We start from the raw sequence: 15064 nt of genomic DNA on the forward strand, positions 1-15064 counted from the left end.
CACCGAACTCGGCACTTAGCTTACTAGGTTAATCGATTGAAAGGCCACGTTGACCATAAGTATTTTTGATCATAAGCGTTAACGTTAGGCTTCCACAAATTAGCTCGTGGTGAGAGATGAGCGCTAAACAGACCCAGCTTCGGCTGGGTTTTTTATTGCCTGAAATTTGGTGAAGGTGTATTTGGAAAAGTGTAGTGCGGGTAAACAGAAGCGAAAGCGAGATTCCCTATCACGCTCGTTCCTCACTGTAGGGAATGACGGGATCGGGAAATGATAATTTCATCGCTTATTGTACCGAAGCTACCTTTCGTCATTCCAGAACCGAGTAAAACGAGGTATCAGGAATCTGACTTTTAATGAGCGGACTTGTTTAGTTCTCGCTTATCATTCTAGGGAGTGACGAGCTACTTATTGGTCGATGAGAAGATTCATCGTCATCCCAGAATCGAATAGAACGAGATCTCAGGGATCTCTTTTGGTTTTATATTCAACACCACGCTCAATAATCAAGAAAACGGGAAACTTTAGCGAATGTCGCCCTATTAATTGAAGCCCGATCACACTTTCCTTTGTTGTTGAAAAGAATATGAAAAAAAGCGCATTTTTTATTAAAGCTTCTAATTAAGGGGCCGTTAAAGGGATTGAGAGAAATGATATGTACCAATGTAAGGTGAGAGAGACACTGGTGCATAAACAAAATTGACATGTATTTGTGTGAGGTGAGAGTCACATAAGTACATTAAAAATGCCTAAAGGAGATCAACTATGGCGATTAATGTAAGCACAAATGTGTCTGCAATGACGGCTCAGCGCTACCTAAATAGCGCGGCTGAAGGTACTCAAAAATCAATGGAGCGTTTGTCTTCTGGCTATAAAATCAATAGCGCAAAAGATGATGCTGCTGGCCTACAAATCTCTAACCGCTTAACGTCGCAAAGCCGTGGCCTAGATATGGCTGTGAAAAACGCGAATGACGGTATCTCTATTGCACAGACAGCTGAAGGTGCAATGAATGAGTCAACCAACATTCTGCAACGTATGCGTGACCTTTCTCTTCAATCTTCAAATGGTTCAAACAGCAAATCTGAACGTGTTGCGATCCAAGAAGAAGTCTCTGCTCTAAATACAGAACTTAACCGTATTGCTGAAACGACCTCTTTTGGTGGTAATAAGCTTCTTAACGGTACTTACGGCAGCCAATCTTTCCAAATCGGTGCAGATTCTGGTGAAGCAGTAATGCTGACTATGAACAACATGCGTACCGACACTCAAGACATGGGTGGTAAGAGCTACGGCGTTACAGAAGGCAAAGATGCTTCTTGGCGTGTAGGTGCTGGTGCTGACTTAACAATCAAATACAACGATAAGTTTGGTGAAGCACAAGAGTTGTCTATTTCTGCGAAGGAAGGCAACGATATGGAAGAGCTAGCAACTTACATCAACGGTCAAAGCCAAGATGTTAAAGCGTCGGTAGGCGAAGGCGGTAAACTGCAACTTTTCGCTTCAAGCCAAAAAGTTGATGGTGATGTCGAGTTCGGTGGCAGTCTTGCTGGTGAACTAGGTATCGGTGCAGGTAAAGACGTTACTGTTAACGATATCGACGTAACATCGGTTGCAGGTGCAAACGAAGCTGTATCTATCATTGATGGCGCACTAAAATCTGTTGATAGTAACCGCGCATCTCTTGGTGCTTTCCAAAACCGTTTTGACCATGCAATTAGCAACTTAGATAACATTAACGAAAACGTTAATGCGTCTAAGAGCCGTATCAAAGATACCGATTACGCGAAAGAAACAACGGCTATGACTAAGTCTCAAATCCTACAACAGGCGAGTACTTCTATCCTAGCTCAAGCAAAACAATCACCATCAGCAGCTCTAAGCTTATTGGGCTAAACTTACCTCGGTAAGTAGCGGTAAACTCTACTCTGGGTAGAGTTTTACTGTATGGCTCATAAAGGAGGGAGGGAGAGTGTTATGGAAATATCATCCAACGCATCGAACATCCAGCCTTATGGCTCACCTAATGGCATTAAAATTGCAAGCGATGAAGGTAGTAGTGCGTCGAGTATTTCGCGACTAAAAGAAGCAACATCTTATGGCAAGGTAGAGAAATCGAAAGAGGAAGCTACCGAAGCAGCGATTCAATTAGCTCAACATAGACAAGAGCTAAATGATGAAGAGCGAGTCAAAATGGTGGAGAAGGTAAACGAGTTTATCTCCTCCCTCAATAAGGGTGTTGCCTTTAAGGTCGATGAAGAGTCGGGTAGGGATGTGGTGACCATTTATGAGACCACAACCGGTGATATTATTCGCCAAATACCCGATGAAGAAATGCTTGAAATTCTAAGACGCCTAGCAGCCCAAAACTCAAATAGTCGAATATTTGAGGTGAAGGTTTAAGTCGTATTATTGAGGTGGTTTAATGAGTTTTGGCCCAATGGGGATTTCGTCTGGCATGGATATCAATTCCATGGTCAGCAAAATTGTTGATTCGGAGCGTGTACCTAAACAGCAACGAATTGACAATGAACGAACGCGAATCGATACCAGCATTAGTGCCTATGGAAGACTCAGAGAATCCCTCGATTCGATGAAAAACCTGATGACAAACTTTCGTCAGGAAAAAGCTTTCGCTGTGCGAACAGTGGAAAGTACTGATGAAGCTCTTGTCTCTGCAACCGCGACTACCGAAGCGATCGCTGGCAAATATGCCATCGATGTGTTGCAGCTTGCCCAAAGCCATAAAGTGGCTTCTGATGTACTGTCAGAGGACATGAAATTTGGCCCAGGTAAGCTGCAGGTTTCGCTTGGTGATGACAGCTTTGATGTGCAAGTTGGCGACAGATCGAAACTTATCGATGTTGTTCGCAGTATAAACGGTGCAGATAGCAACCCAGGCGTTCGTGCATCTATTATCAACGATGTTGAAGGCCCACGACTTATCGTTGCCTCGAATCAGTCTGGTTCAGACCAGCAGATCAGCATCAACGTTGAGTCAGATGCCGCTAATCCCCTAAAAAAACTCGAATACAAAACTCTTGAAGAGCGCGTTAAAGCTTTAGAGAAAGCGCGCCTTGCAGCTCAAGATGTTCTTGCTCTAACTCCTGCAGGAAAAGCCGCACAACTCGTTGATGACGTAATTTCGAACGATGATCCAAATGCGAGTGAAACAATCGATGAAGACGGTAATGCCCTTCCTGCATCCCAGACCGACGCTACTTCATTAGCTGATGAAGGCTCTCAAAGCCTTAGCTACGGTGAGCAAGCCGCCGCCGACGGACAAGCTGCCCTTGATGCAGCTAAAGCGGCAAAATCTGTCATGCCGGAAGACAATATCCCAGGTTGGACGGAAACTGCATCTGGTACGCTTCTTGATTCTTACTACACACCTGAACTTGAGCTTGATGAAAAAGCGATAGAGAAAGCTCCTGATGTGCCGGGGTGGTCAAATGCTGCTTCAGGTACGTTGACAGATTCTTACGTGACGCCAAAAGAAGCCCAGCAAAAGCTAGAGGCTGAACAAGCTCGTATCGAAGAAAAGATCTCACAAGAAAAAGCAGAGCTCGCTGAGAAAGTTCAAAAAGGCGAATTGACCGCTGAACAAGCCAAAAAAATTGAACGTGCCAAACTCGATCCGGAAGAGCGTGAGCAATTAGAGAAGGTCGATAAAGCACAAGCTGATCTTGCTCAGGCTCAAGAGTCTTTCGATACCTACAGTGGTATGACGGAAGTTCAAGCCGGACAAGATTCAATGGTTGTCTTGGATGGCGTTGCTCAGCTCTCAAGTAACAACAATGTGATTGAAGATGCCGTGGAAGGCATCGATATTACGGTAAAAGGAAAAACACCTAAAGATAAGCCGCCGGCAGAAATTGGTGTGGAGTACGACCGTAATAGTGTTCGCCAAGACATTGAAGCTTTTGTTAATTCTTATAATCAGTTTTACCAAGTGTCTAAAAACTTGGCGGGTGTTGACCCAACGACTGGCCAAAAAGGCCCGCTGTCTGGTGACAGTACCGTGCGTAACGCCGACTCACGATTAAAAGGTGTGTTCTCATCAAGCATTGAAGGCGCACCTGATAACCTAAAATCTTTGACCGAGTTTGGTATCACGACCACAAGACAAGGCTCGTTAGAAATCAACTACGACATGCTTGACCGTCAACTTAACAATAACTTTGATAAGTTGGGTGAGTTCTTTGGTGGCAACAACGGCTTCGCCAAAAAAGTGGAAGACGCGATTCAAGGCATTACAGGTATCACGGGTTCAATCCGTACTCGAGAAAAGAGCTTGGTCGAGCAAAATTACCGCCTAGCAGATGACCAAAGCGCGCTTGACCGCCGCATGGACAGCCTTGAGAGCCGTACCCACTCTAAGTTCACGGCCATGCAAGATGCGACCAGTAAGATGCAATCTCAGTTGGGCAGTATGATGAATGCGTTGGGCTAATAGATGAATAGCCAGCTAAAAGAGCTTTGTGAACTCGATCAATTAATTCTCTCTAAGCTTGAATTTAGTGAAATTAATGCTGAAGAAATAACGCTGCTTGTCGATAACAGAGAACAGTTATTGCAAAACGTGCTTCAAATAATCGACTCACACCCCGACGTTAAGCAAAGTTCTGAATGGTTTGAAGCCATTATCAGAACCAGAAAATTAGTCGAATTGATGCAGTCTGAGACGAGTCGAGTAGGTAAGGCCCTACACAAATATCGTCACGGTGCTAAATCAGTTCAACAATACAAAAAGTTTTTATAGAAGAGGTTTACTATGCGCGGTTCTTTACAGGCATATAAAAAGGTATCAGTGGATAGTCAGCTAACGGCTGCCTCACCGCATAAGATTGTACAGATGCTAATGGCAGGTGCTATCGAGCGTTTGATTCAAGGTAAAGCGGCAATGCAAGCGGGTAACATCCCGGTGAAAGGTGAGCGACTTGGTAAGGCTCTAGATATCATTATTAGCCTACGCAGTTGCCTATCTATGGACGATGGTGGCGATATTGCGAAAAACCTAGATCAACTTTATGAGTTCATGATCACGCAAATTTCTGCGGCAAATCACAAAAATGACCCACAGCCTATTGATGATGTTATCGATATTATTCGCGAAATTAAGAGCGCTTGGGACCAAATTCCGAACGAATATCACAACTTGACGTCTGCTGACGTAGGTATTTAAAGAAAAATTGCAGTTTTAACCAATCTCATATCCCTTAATTGGTTGGTTGCCTTATTTTTTTAATCAAATAAAATAGAAGCCATTAGATAGCCTAATGGCTTTTTTCGTTGCTGATTTCCTAAATTTGTCCACGTAGACCATAATCATTGATACTTTTCATTGTTTTATAGACTACGTCGCTCACCGTTTTTCCGCATCGCACCAAAATAAAGGCAATAATTCCTACTTATGCAAGGTTTGGCAAAACTGCTTGTCGTCGACGATAGCGCTCAAGATCGTCACAATTTAAGCACAATATTAGAGTTTGTAGGAGAGAGCTGCGAAGTAATCAGCTCTGAACAAGCACGTAAAGTTGACTGGTCACTACAGTGGGCCGGCTGCATTATTGGTACCATTAAAGGTAAAGGCTTCAACGCATTACTGAATGAAAAGCTTGTTCACGCCAATCACATCCCTTTACTGGTGATTGGCAAAAACAATCACCCGGTTGACGAGTTGACTAACTATGTTGGTGAGCTTGAACTTCCGCTTAACTACCCTCAATTAAGTGATGCATTAAGACACTGTAAAGACTTCTTAGGTCGCAAAGGTGTTCAAGTGGTGTCTTCGGCACGCAAGAACACTCTATTTCGTAGCCTAGTAGGACAAAGTGCTGGCATTCAAGAAGTACGTCACTTAATTGAACAAGTCTCTTCTACGGAAGCGAACGTGCTGATTCTTGGTGAATCTGGTACCGGTAAAGAAGTTGTAGCGCGTAATATTCACTATCACTCTAAACGTCGTACTGGGCCTTTCGTGCCGGTAAACTGTGGTGCTATCCCACCAGATTTACTTGAGAGTGAATTGTTTGGTCATGAGAAGGGCGCGTTTACTGGTGCGATTACCGCACGTAAAGGTCGTTTTGAATTGGCTGAGGGTGGCACACTGTTTCTTGATGAAATTGGCGATATGCCAATGGCGATGCAAGTTAAGTTGTTGCGTGTACTGCAAGAGCGATGCTTTGAACGCGTCGGTGGTAACAGCACCATACAAGCTGATGTTCGTGTGATTGCGGCAACCCACCGCAACCTTGAAGATATGATCGATGATGATTTGTTCCGTGAAGATCTTTACTACCGCTTGAACGTATTCCCAATCGAAATGCCGGCGCTTCAGGACCGTAAAGAAGATATTCCACTGTTGCTTCAAGAGTTGATGACTCGAATGGAAGCGGAAGGCAGCATGCCTATCTGCTTTACCGCTCGTGCGATTAACTCTCTAATGGAGCACTACTGGCCAGGTAACGTTCGTGAATTAGCGAACCTGGTTGAGCGAATGGTTATCCTGTATCCAAACAGCTTGGTTGATGTGAATCACCTTCCAACTAAATATCGATACAGCGATATTCCTGAGTTCCAGCCTGAGTTTAATAGCTTTGTATCTGAAGAAGAGCAAGAGCGTGATGCACTTTCCGACTTGTTCGCAGAAGATTTCAGCTTTGATCAGCAAGATGAACTTGCTGACAACGCCAATGCACCTCAAGAGTTACCGCCAGAAGGGGTTAACCTGAAAGAGTTACTCGCGGATATGGAAGTGAATATGATCAATCAAGCCTTGGAAGCGCAAGGAGGCATTGTTGCCCGTGCTGCTGACATGCTTGGAATGCGCAGAACCACTCTGGTTGAAAAAATGCGTAAATATAACTTGCAGCGATAGTGTCCAGTTTTAGATGAAAACGAAAAACTAGCACACACTTTTTAGCTATTTGGCAATTCTAGCTAAGTGAACAGATAAACCATAGTCGAGTTGTTGCTTGCTTAACTATGTGATAAATATAGCAAATAGCCTGACTCGTGTTATACGTCTCAGGCTGTTTTAGTATTTGAGGCAAATTTTTGACATGCACGTATCGAACGAACCAGAAAATCAATCACACCTAGATTCTGTTGAGCAGCAGGTTGAACGCTATAAGCAAGTACTCGATGTAATGCCTGCAGGGGTTATCTTGTTAGATACTCATGGCGAAGTAAGAGAAGCGAACCCTGAAGCGCACCGTATCCTTGGGGTTGAGTTGGTTGGTGAGAAGTGGTTTTCAGTGATTCAAAGTGCCTTCGACCCAAAAGACGATGATGGTCATGAGATCTCATTAAAGAACGGTCGAAAGGTACGTTTGGCCATTTCAGCCTCTACTACAGGTCAGCTGATTTTGATTACCGACCTGACAGAAACTCGTCTATTGCAGTCTCGAGTGAGTGATCTTCAACGCTTGTCTTCGTTAGGTCGAATGGTGGCTTCGCTTGCTCATCAGGTCCGTACGCCGTTATCTAGTGCGATGCTGTATGCATCAAACCTTGCCGCGCCGAATCTGCCGCCGGCAACAAAAACGCGTTTTCAATCTAAGCTTATGGATAGATTGCATGACTTAGAGAAGCAAGTGAATGACATGTTGTTGTTTGCCAAAGGTGGCGATAATAAGGTGGTGAAACCTTTTACCGTGGCTGAATTGATTACCGAATTTCACCCTATGGTGGAAGCGGCATTGAAAACCAGTCAGATTGATTATTGCCAGGAAGTTGAGGGCGAACAGACTCAAATGTTTGGCAACGCCAACGCCATCGCTTCAGCGTTAAGTAACTTGGTTTTGAACGCGGTTCAAATTGCGGGTAAAGAATCGCAGATTGATGTTTTTTTTAGACCCGTAAACGGCGAGCTTAAGATATCAGTGCAAGACAGTGGGCCGGGCGTACCGAAAGAGCTTCAAGGTAAAATCATGGAACCCTTCTTTACCACTCGTTCGCAAGGTACAGGTCTAGGCTTAGCGGTTGTACAAATGGTATGTCGTGCACATGAAGGCCGACTTGAATTGATATCAGAAGAAGGGGACGGCGCATGCTTTACCATGTGCTTGCCGCTGGAAAGAAGTGCTTCTTCTGAAAACGAATAAGTTTTAACTGAATTTACACTGGAGAATCCTATGGCTCAAAGCAAAGTGTTAATCGTCGAAGATGATGAAGGTCTACGCGAAGCCCTTGTCGACACGCTCGCGCTTGCTGGCTATGAATGGCTGGAAGCGGATTGTGCGGAAGATGCTCTGGTCAAATTAAAGTCTAACTCCGTTGATATTGTCGTATCTGATGTTCAGATGGCAGGCATGGGTGGTTTGGCACTATTGAGAAATATCAAGCAGCATTGGCCAAATTTGCCTGTGCTGTTGATGACAGCTTATGCCAACATCGAAGATGCCGTTGCTGCAATGAAAGAGGGCGCCATAGACTATATGGCAAAGCCATTTGCGCCTGAAGTTCTGCTAAATATGGTGAGCCGTTATGCTCCCGTAAAATCGGATGATAATGGCGATGCTATCGTTGCCGATGAGAAAAGCATCAAGTTAATGATGTTGGCTGATAAGGTGGCTAAAACCGATGCCAACGTCATGGTATTAGGCCCAAGTGGTTCTGGTAAAGAAGTGATGTCTCGTTACATTCACAATGCCTCTAGCCGAAAAGATGGCCCGTTTGTCGCGATTAACTGCGCGGCGATCCCAGACAACATGTTAGAAGCGACGCTGTTTGGTTATGAAAAAGGCGCATTTACTGGCGCGATCCAAGCTTGCCCAGGGAAATTCGAGCAAGCGCAGGGCGGCACTATTTTGTTGGATGAGATCAGTGAAATGGATCTTAGCCTACAAGCCAAACTACTGCGTGTATTGCAAGAACGCGAAGTTGAGCGGTTAGGTAGCCGCAAGAGCATCAAATTAGACGTCCGCGTATTAGCGACCAGTAACCGTGATCTAAAACAGTATGTTTCTGAAGGGAACTTTCGTGAAGATTTATACTATCGCCTGAATGTATTCCCAATTTCTTGGCCTCCGCTTTGCGAGCGTAAAGGTGATATTGAGCCTTTGGCCAAGCACTTAGTTGAGCGCCACTGCACCAAGCTTGGTATGCCAGTGCCAGTGATGTCGGCACAAGCGATCAGTAAACTCGTCAATTATCCGTGGCCGGGAAATGTTCGTGAATTAGACAATGTGGTACAGCGTGCGTTAATATTGAGCGAACAAGAGAACATCTCTGGCGAGCACATCCTTCTTGAAGGTGTTGATTGGCAAGACGCAAGCAGCCTACAACAAATCGTCGAAGGCAGTGATGTTGCTGCGCCAGAAATCAAGCCTATTGCCGAAGCAAACCCAATTAATAAAATCGCGGCTAGCAGCGAGGGGTTAGGTAATGAGCTTAGAGATCAAGAGTATGCGATCATTCTTGAAACCCTGATAGCATGTAATGGCCGACGCAAAGATATGGCTGAAAAACTGGGGATTAGCCCTCGTACATTGCGTTACAAGCTGGCGAAAATGCGCGATGCTGGAATAGATATCCCAAACTGAGGATAGATTAGTAGTGTCAGCTTTCTGACTAGTGTAATACGATATCTAGTCAATTTAATGTGTGGCACGCTAATTGCTCTGTCAATAATACAGCTAAATAGATGGTCATAATTTTGACTCCTGAGGTAGTAGATGAGAATAGATGGTTTACAAGGCGAAATGCAGGCGATGATGGTCGAAGCTGCCAGCGCGCGTCCCGCAGCAACGGGGCAAGCGGTCGGTGCAGATTTTGGCAACATGCTGACTAATGCCATCAATAATGTGAACTCATTACAAAAGACCTCTGGTGATCTTCAAGCTCGTTTTGATAGTGGCGACCAAAGCGTATCCCTATCGGACGTGATGATTGCTCGTAATAAATCTAGCGTGGCTTTTGAGGCGACGATCCAAATTAGAAATAAATTGGTCGAATCGTACAAAGAGCTGATGAATATGCCGGTATAAGTTGGGTAGTTAAATAGTGGCAGATAATAGTCAAACAACAGATTTAACCGTAAGCGATAGCAACGACCACGCACTTATTGCAGGCTCTGAGCTAGACGGAGAAGGGCAAAATCCCGATCTAGGTGAACGCAGTTCATCGAAGTTCGATATGGCTGTCGGTGATCTCGATTTACTCCGTCAGGTCGTATTAGTCCTTTCTATCTCTATCTGTGTAGCGCTGATTGTGATGCTGTTTTTCTGGGTGAAAGAGCCAGAAATGCGTCCACTAGGGGCTTACGAAACAGAAGAATTGATCCCCGTTCTTGATTACTTGGATCTGCAAAAGATCGAGTACACGCTTGAAGGCAATACCATCTCAGTACCGGCGAGTGAGTACAACTCATTGAAGCTTAATATGGTACGAGCGGGTTTGAACCAAGAGCGAAACGCGGGTGATGACATCCTCATGCAAGACATGGGCTTTGGTGTATCACAACGTTTAGAACAAGAACGCCTTAAATTAAGCCGTGAAAGACAGCTTGCCAAAGCGATTGAGCAGATGAAACAGGTGCGTAAAGCTCAGGTTTTACTGGCGTTGCCGAAGCAAAGCGTGTTTGTGCGTCACAATCAAGAAGCCTCCGCTTCCGTATTCCTAACCCTTAAAACGGGCAACAATCTTAAGCAACAAGAAGTCGATTCTGTTGTTGATATGGTCGCTAGTGCCGTTCCGGGAATGAAAACCTCACGTATTACGGTAACCGATCAGCATGGTCGATTGTTGAGCTCAGGCTCTCAAGACCCAATGTCTGCAGCGCGTCGTAAAGAACACGAGTTAGAGCGCAATCAAGAACAGGCTCTACGTGAAAAAATTGATTCTATTCTGATTCCTATTCTTGGGTTTGGTAACTATACCGCTCAGGTTGATATTCAGCTCGACTTCAGTGCAGTGGAACAAACCCGAAAGCGTTTTGATCCGAATACACCTGCGACTCGAAGTGAATACACCTTAGAAGATTACAACAACGGTAATACTGTGGCGGGTATTCCTGGAGCTTTGAGTAATCAGCCACCTGCTGATGCCTCAATCCCACAAGATGTTGCTCAGATGAAAGACGGCGCAATGACGGGGCAAGGCTCGGTTCACAAAGAAGCGACCCGAAACTTTGAGTTAGACACCACCATCAGCCATGAACGTAAACAGAGTGGCACGGTGAATCGCCAGACGGTATCGGTAGCGATCAAAGACCGTCAATCGTTGAACCCAGATACGGGCGAAGTGGTTCATACTCCAATCCCTGCCAGCGAAATCAACGCGATTCGTCAGGTATTGATTGGTACTGTTGGATTTGATGAAAGCCGCGGTGATTTACTGAACGTGTTAAGCATGCAGTTCGCACCACAAGTGACAGATGTTGTGGCAGATGTGCCTATCTGGGAGCATCCAAACTTTAATGATTGGGTTCGTTGGTTTGCGAGTGCCTTGGTTATTATTGTGGTGGTATTGGTACTTGTTCGCCCTGCAATGAAGAAACTGCTTAATCCTGCAGCTGACAATGATGATCAAATGTACGGCCCTGATGGCATGCCAATTGGTGTCGACGGCGAAACCAGCTTAATTGGTGGTGATATTGAAGGTGGTGAGCTGTTTGAATTTGGTTCAAGCATTGACTTGCCAAACCTTCATAAAGACGAGGACGTGCTGAAAGCAGTACGTGCACTTGTAGCGAATGAACCAGAGCTAGCAGCTCAAGTAGTTAAGAATTGGATGGTAGATGGCTAACGAAATAGTTCCACAACAAACTGAAGGCGGTGAAGTGCTTGATGTCTCTAGCGTGGATATCGGCTCTATCTCAGGCGATGAGCGCGCTGCGATCTTGTTGCTCAGTTTAAACGAAGAAGACGCTGCTGGTATTATTCGTCACCTAGAGCCAAAGCAGGTTCAGCGTGTCGGTAGTGCGATGGCGCGAGCTACGGATTTATCTCAAGAGAAAGTCGGCGCAGTGCACCGTGCTTTCTTAGATGATATTCAGAAGTACACCAACATTGGTATGGGCAGCGAAGACTTTATGCGTAACGCATTGGTGGCTGCTCTGGGTGAAGACAAGGCGAATAACCTTGTCGATCAAATCCTTCTCGGCACAGGTTCGAAAGGTTTGGATTCGCTTAAGTGGATGGATCCTCGTCAGGTGGCGAGTATCATCATCAACGAACACCCTCAAATTCAAACGATTGTTTTGTCGTATCTCGATGCCGATCAATCGGCTGAGATTCTGTCACAGTTCCCAGAGCGTGTTCGTCTGGATCTAATGATGCGTATTGCGAACCTTGAAGAAGTTCAACCGTCAGCTCTTGCTGAACTGAACGAAATCATGGAGAAACAGTTTGCGGGTCAAGCGGGTGCTCAAGCTGCCAAAATTGGTGGCCTGAAAGCTGCGGCTGAGATCATGAACTACATGGACAACAACGTAGAAGGTGTCTTGATGGATCAAATCCGAGATCAAGACGAAGACATGGCAACCCAGATTCAAGATCTTATGTTTGTCTTTGAAAACCTAATTGAAGTTGATGACCAAGGTGTTCAGCGACTGCTGCGTGATGTTCCACAAGACATTCTACAGAAAGCGCTTAAAGGTGCTGATGATGGTCTACGCGAGAAGATCTTCAAGAATATGTCTAAACGTGCTGCCGATATGATGAGAGACGATATTGAGGCGATGCCGCCAGTGAAAGTCTCTGATGTGGAAGCGGCTCAGAAAGAGATATTGGGTATTGCGAGGAAGATGGCAGACAGTGGCGAGATTATGCTGTCTGGTGGCGCCGACGAGTTCCTTTAATACAGAAACCTCAAAAGCCCCACACTGTTGGGGCTTTTCTTTATCCAATCTCGAACCACAGATTAACTCCGTTTAACTGTTTGAATTTACAATGCAGTTGGATGCACTCATAGATAGGTACTGATATGTCAGGTGATAGAAAACGCGGCTTCCTTCGCCCTGAAGAAGATAATACGGTTGCCCAACCTCAGAAATGGGGGCTACCTGACTATACCTCTGATGTGAACAAACAAGCCAAAGAAACGGCCTTTAACTACGATCCTGGTTGGATGCCAACGGTTGAAGAAGCCATTGAAGATGAAGAGCTGGTTCTAACTGAAGAGCAGATCGAGCTGATCAAACAAGGTGCTTATCAGGAAGGCCTTCATCAAGGGCAAGAGGCTGGTTTTAAACAAGGTTACGAAAAAGGCAAAGAAGAAGGGTTTGCCGCTGGCCATGAAGAAGGCAATCAAGCTGGTAAGCTTGAAGGCGTGACCGCTGGCCAAGAGTACATTCAGCAACAAGTGGCCATCTTTATGGGGCTTGCCAACCAGTTTGCTCAGCCACTAGAGCTGATGAATGCTCAGGTTGAGAAGCAGCTGGTAGACATGGTACTGACCATGGTCAAAGAAGTGGTTCATGTTGAAGTGCAAACCAATCCACAAATCATATTAGATACCGTCAAAGAGTCGGTAGAGTCCCTGCCAATTTCTGGTCATGCAATTACATTGAAGCTTAACCCGGAAGATGTGGCGATCATTCGCTCTGCATATGGTGAAACAGAATTGGACTGCCGTAATTGGACGTTAGTTGCGGAGCCCGCACTTAATCGTGGTGATGTACAAATCGAAGCGGGTGAGTCGAGCGTTAACTACCGCATGGAAGATCGCGTGAAAAACGTCATTCAAAACTTCTGCGGCGCAAACCGTCACCAAGGTCATGAGTAATGCTTGAGTTAGCGAACCGTCTCAGTCAGTACAAAGTCGAAGGGCTAAAATCGCGACCAATTGCATCTGGTAAGTTAGTCCGTGTTGTTGGCTTAACGCTTGAAGCGACTGGCTGTAAAGCACCAATCGGCAGTTTGTGTTTAGTTGAAACTATGTCTGGTCAGATGGAAGCCGAAGTTGTCGGTTTCTCTGGCGATAATCTATTCTTGATGCCGAGCGAACAAATCACCGGGATCTTACCTGGCGCTCGCGTCACGCCAATGACCACCGAAAGTGGTATCCCTGTAGGAATGGAACTGCTTGGTCGAGTGATCGACGGCGTCGGTAATCCACTCGACGGCCTAGGTCCAATCTATACCGAGCAACGTGCTTCATTCAATGCTGAGCCAATCAACCCGTTAGCACGCAAACCGATTTCTGAACCCCTTGATGTTGGATTAAAAGCCATTAATGGATTGTTAACCGTGGGTAAAGGACAGCGTATCGGTCTGTTCGCAGGTTCTGGTGTCGGTAAATCCGTAACTCTGGGCATGATGACTCGAGGCACAACTGCGCAAGTAGTGGTCGTAGGCCTAATCGGTGAGCGTGGACGAGAAGTTAAAGAATTTATTGAAGAGATTCTTGGAGAGGATGGTCGTAAGCGATCTGTAGTGGTCGCGGCTCCTGCTGATTCATCGCCATTGATGCGACTGAAAGGCTGCCAAACCGCACTGGCCGTCGCCGAGTATTTCCGAGACCAAGGCTTAGATGTTCTGTTGTTGATGGACTCATTGACCCGTTTTGCTCAGGCTCAACGTGAAATTGCTCTGTCTGTGGGTGAGCCGCCAGCAACCAAAGGTTATCCGCCATCAGTATTCGCCAAGCTTCCTGCGCTGGTGGAACGTGCGGGTAACGGCAACGATGAACAAGGCTCTATCACGGCTTTCTTTACCGTGTTAACCGAAGGCGATGACTTACAAGATCCGATTGCGGATGCGTCGCGAGCGATTCTCGATGGTCACGTTGTATTGTCGCGTGAGATGGCCGATGCGGGTCATTACCCTGCGATCGATGTCGAGAAATCCGTCAGTCGTGTTATGCCGCAAATTACCACTGAAGAACATGTTTTGATGTCGAAAGCGGTAAGGCAAGTGCTGTCTATTTGTCGTAAAAACCAAGATTTGGTTTCGATTGGTGCTTATAAGCCAGGAACTGACCCTGCAATTGATAGTGCCTTCACTTTGAAGCCGAAATTGGACGAATACTTGCAACAGAAGATGAAAGAAACTGTCCCGTACGACATGTGTGTCAACATGCTGAAGCATGTATTGGGTGGCTAACGAGTGAATAAGGT

The 15064-nt window shown here is 45.6% G+C and carries 13 protein-coding genes; all 13 read left to right on the top strand.

What is annotated here, in order from left to right:
* Nucleotides 1-765 precede the first annotated feature (765 nt).
* The 13 genes from BCV39_RS01900 to fliI all read left to right on the top strand — a co-directional run bounded on the left by BCV39_RS01900 (nt 766) and on the right by fliI (nt 15050).
* Nucleotides 766-1896 (top strand): flagellin, encoded by a 1131-nt coding sequence (locus BCV39_RS01900; protein WP_048661527.1) that lies wholly within the window; start codon nt 766-768, stop codon nt 1894-1896.
* An 81-nt stretch (nt 1897-1977) separates the two neighbouring features.
* Nucleotides 1978-2403, top strand: a complete 426-nt coding sequence (gene flaG / locus BCV39_RS01905) for a flagellar protein FlaG (RefSeq protein ID WP_048661526.1) — start codon at nt 1978-1980, stop codon at nt 2401-2403.
* A 22-nt stretch (nt 2404-2425) separates the two neighbouring features.
* Entirely contained in the window at nt 2426-4453 is a 2028-nt protein-coding gene (fliD, locus tag BCV39_RS01910; protein WP_102432856.1) for a flagellar filament capping protein FliD, read from the top strand.
* Between the two features lie 3 nt (nt 4454-4456).
* Nucleotides 4457-4762, top strand: coding sequence for a flagellar protein FliT (locus tag BCV39_RS01915; protein ID WP_048661524.1), 306 nt, complete (start codon nt 4457-4459; stop codon nt 4760-4762).
* A gap of 12 nt (nt 4763-4774) precedes the next feature.
* Nucleotides 4775-5185, top strand: a complete 411-nt coding sequence (fliS, locus tag BCV39_RS01920; RefSeq protein ID WP_004736194.1) for a flagellar export chaperone FliS — start codon at nt 4775-4777, stop codon at nt 5183-5185.
* A 228-nt stretch (nt 5186-5413) separates the two neighbouring features.
* Nucleotides 5414-6880 carry a sigma-54 dependent transcriptional regulator gene (locus BCV39_RS01925; protein ID WP_048661523.1) on the top strand — a complete coding sequence of 489 codons (1467 nt, stop codon included), beginning with the start codon at nt 5414-5416 and terminating at the stop codon, nt 6878-6880.
* Between the two features lie 184 nt (nt 6881-7064).
* Entirely contained in the window at nt 7065-8108 is a 1044-nt protein-coding gene (locus BCV39_RS01930; protein ID WP_048661522.1) for an ATP-binding protein, read from the top strand.
* A 30-nt stretch (nt 8109-8138) separates the two neighbouring features.
* On the top strand, nt 8139-9548 hold the full coding sequence (locus BCV39_RS01935; RefSeq protein WP_017060685.1) for a sigma-54 dependent transcriptional regulator: 1410 nt from the start codon (nt 8139-8141) through the stop codon (nt 9546-9548).
* 132 nt (nt 9549-9680) lie between these two features.
* Complete coding sequence (gene fliE / locus BCV39_RS01940; RefSeq protein WP_017060684.1) at nt 9681-9992, top strand: flagellar hook-basal body complex protein FliE; 312 nt, start codon at nt 9681-9683, stop codon at nt 9990-9992.
* Between the two features lie 16 nt (nt 9993-10008).
* Nucleotides 10009-11751, top strand: a complete 1743-nt coding sequence (gene fliF / locus BCV39_RS01945) for a flagellar basal-body MS-ring/collar protein FliF (RefSeq protein ID WP_048664320.1) — start codon at nt 10009-10011, stop codon at nt 11749-11751.
* A complete protein-coding gene (fliG, locus tag BCV39_RS01950) occupies nt 11744-12805 on the top strand; it encodes a flagellar motor switch protein FliG (RefSeq protein WP_048661520.1) in 1062 nt (353 codons plus the stop codon). Before fliF ends, fliG begins: the two co-directional genes overlap by 8 nt.
* A gap of 125 nt (nt 12806-12930) precedes the next feature.
* On the top strand, nt 12931-13731 hold the full coding sequence (gene fliH / locus BCV39_RS01955) for a flagellar assembly protein FliH (RefSeq protein WP_048661519.1): 801 nt from the start codon (nt 12931-12933) through the stop codon (nt 13729-13731).
* Nucleotides 13731-15050 carry a flagellar protein export ATPase FliI gene (gene fliI, locus BCV39_RS01960; RefSeq protein WP_017060680.1) on the top strand — a complete coding sequence of 440 codons (1320 nt, stop codon included), beginning with the start codon at nt 13731-13733 and terminating at the stop codon, nt 15048-15050. The genes fliH and fliI overlap by 1 nt, the downstream gene beginning before the upstream one ends.
* The last annotated feature ends 14 nt before the right edge of the window (nt 15051-15064 follow it).

It is taken from the genome of Vibrio sp. 10N.286.55.E10 (assembly GCF_002872555.1).
GTDB classification, from domain to species: Bacteria; Pseudomonadota; Gammaproteobacteria; order Enterobacterales; family Vibrionaceae; genus Vibrio; species Vibrio crassostreae.

Excerpts from the sequence above, each read along its gene's own strand:
- fliS (WP_004736194.1), top strand. The coding sequence starts at position 4,775 with ATGCGCGGTTCTTTACAGGCATATAAAAAGGTATCAGTGGATAGTCAG.
- fliH (WP_048661519.1), top strand. The coding sequence starts at position 12,931 with ATGTCAGGTGATAGAAAACGCGGCTTCCTTCGCCCTGAAGAAGATAAT.
- BCV39_RS01935 (WP_017060685.1), top strand. The coding sequence starts at position 8,139 with ATGGCTCAAAGCAAAGTGTTAATCGTCGAAGATGATGAAGGTCTACGC.
- fliD (WP_102432856.1), top strand. The coding sequence starts at position 2,426 with ATGAGTTTTGGCCCAATGGGGATTTCGTCTGGCATGGATATCAATTCC.
- fliE (WP_017060684.1), top strand. The coding sequence starts at position 9,681 with ATGAGAATAGATGGTTTACAAGGCGAAATGCAGGCGATGATGGTCGAA.
- BCV39_RS01925 (WP_048661523.1), top strand. The coding sequence starts at position 5,414 with ATGCAAGGTTTGGCAAAACTGCTTGTCGTCGACGATAGCGCTCAAGAT.
- BCV39_RS01915 (WP_048661524.1), top strand. The coding sequence starts at position 4,457 with ATGAATAGCCAGCTAAAAGAGCTTTGTGAACTCGATCAATTAATTCTC.
- fliI (WP_017060680.1), top strand. The coding sequence starts at position 13,731 with ATGCTTGAGTTAGCGAACCGTCTCAGTCAGTACAAAGTCGAAGGGCTA.
- flaG (WP_048661526.1), top strand. The coding sequence starts at position 1,978 with ATGGAAATATCATCCAACGCATCGAACATCCAGCCTTATGGCTCACCT.
- fliG (WP_048661520.1), top strand. The coding sequence starts at position 11,744 with ATGGCTAACGAAATAGTTCCACAACAAACTGAAGGCGGTGAAGTGCTT.
- BCV39_RS01930 (WP_048661522.1), top strand. The coding sequence starts at position 7,065 with ATGCACGTATCGAACGAACCAGAAAATCAATCACACCTAGATTCTGTT.
- BCV39_RS01900 (WP_048661527.1), top strand. The coding sequence starts at position 766 with ATGGCGATTAATGTAAGCACAAATGTGTCTGCAATGACGGCTCAGCGC.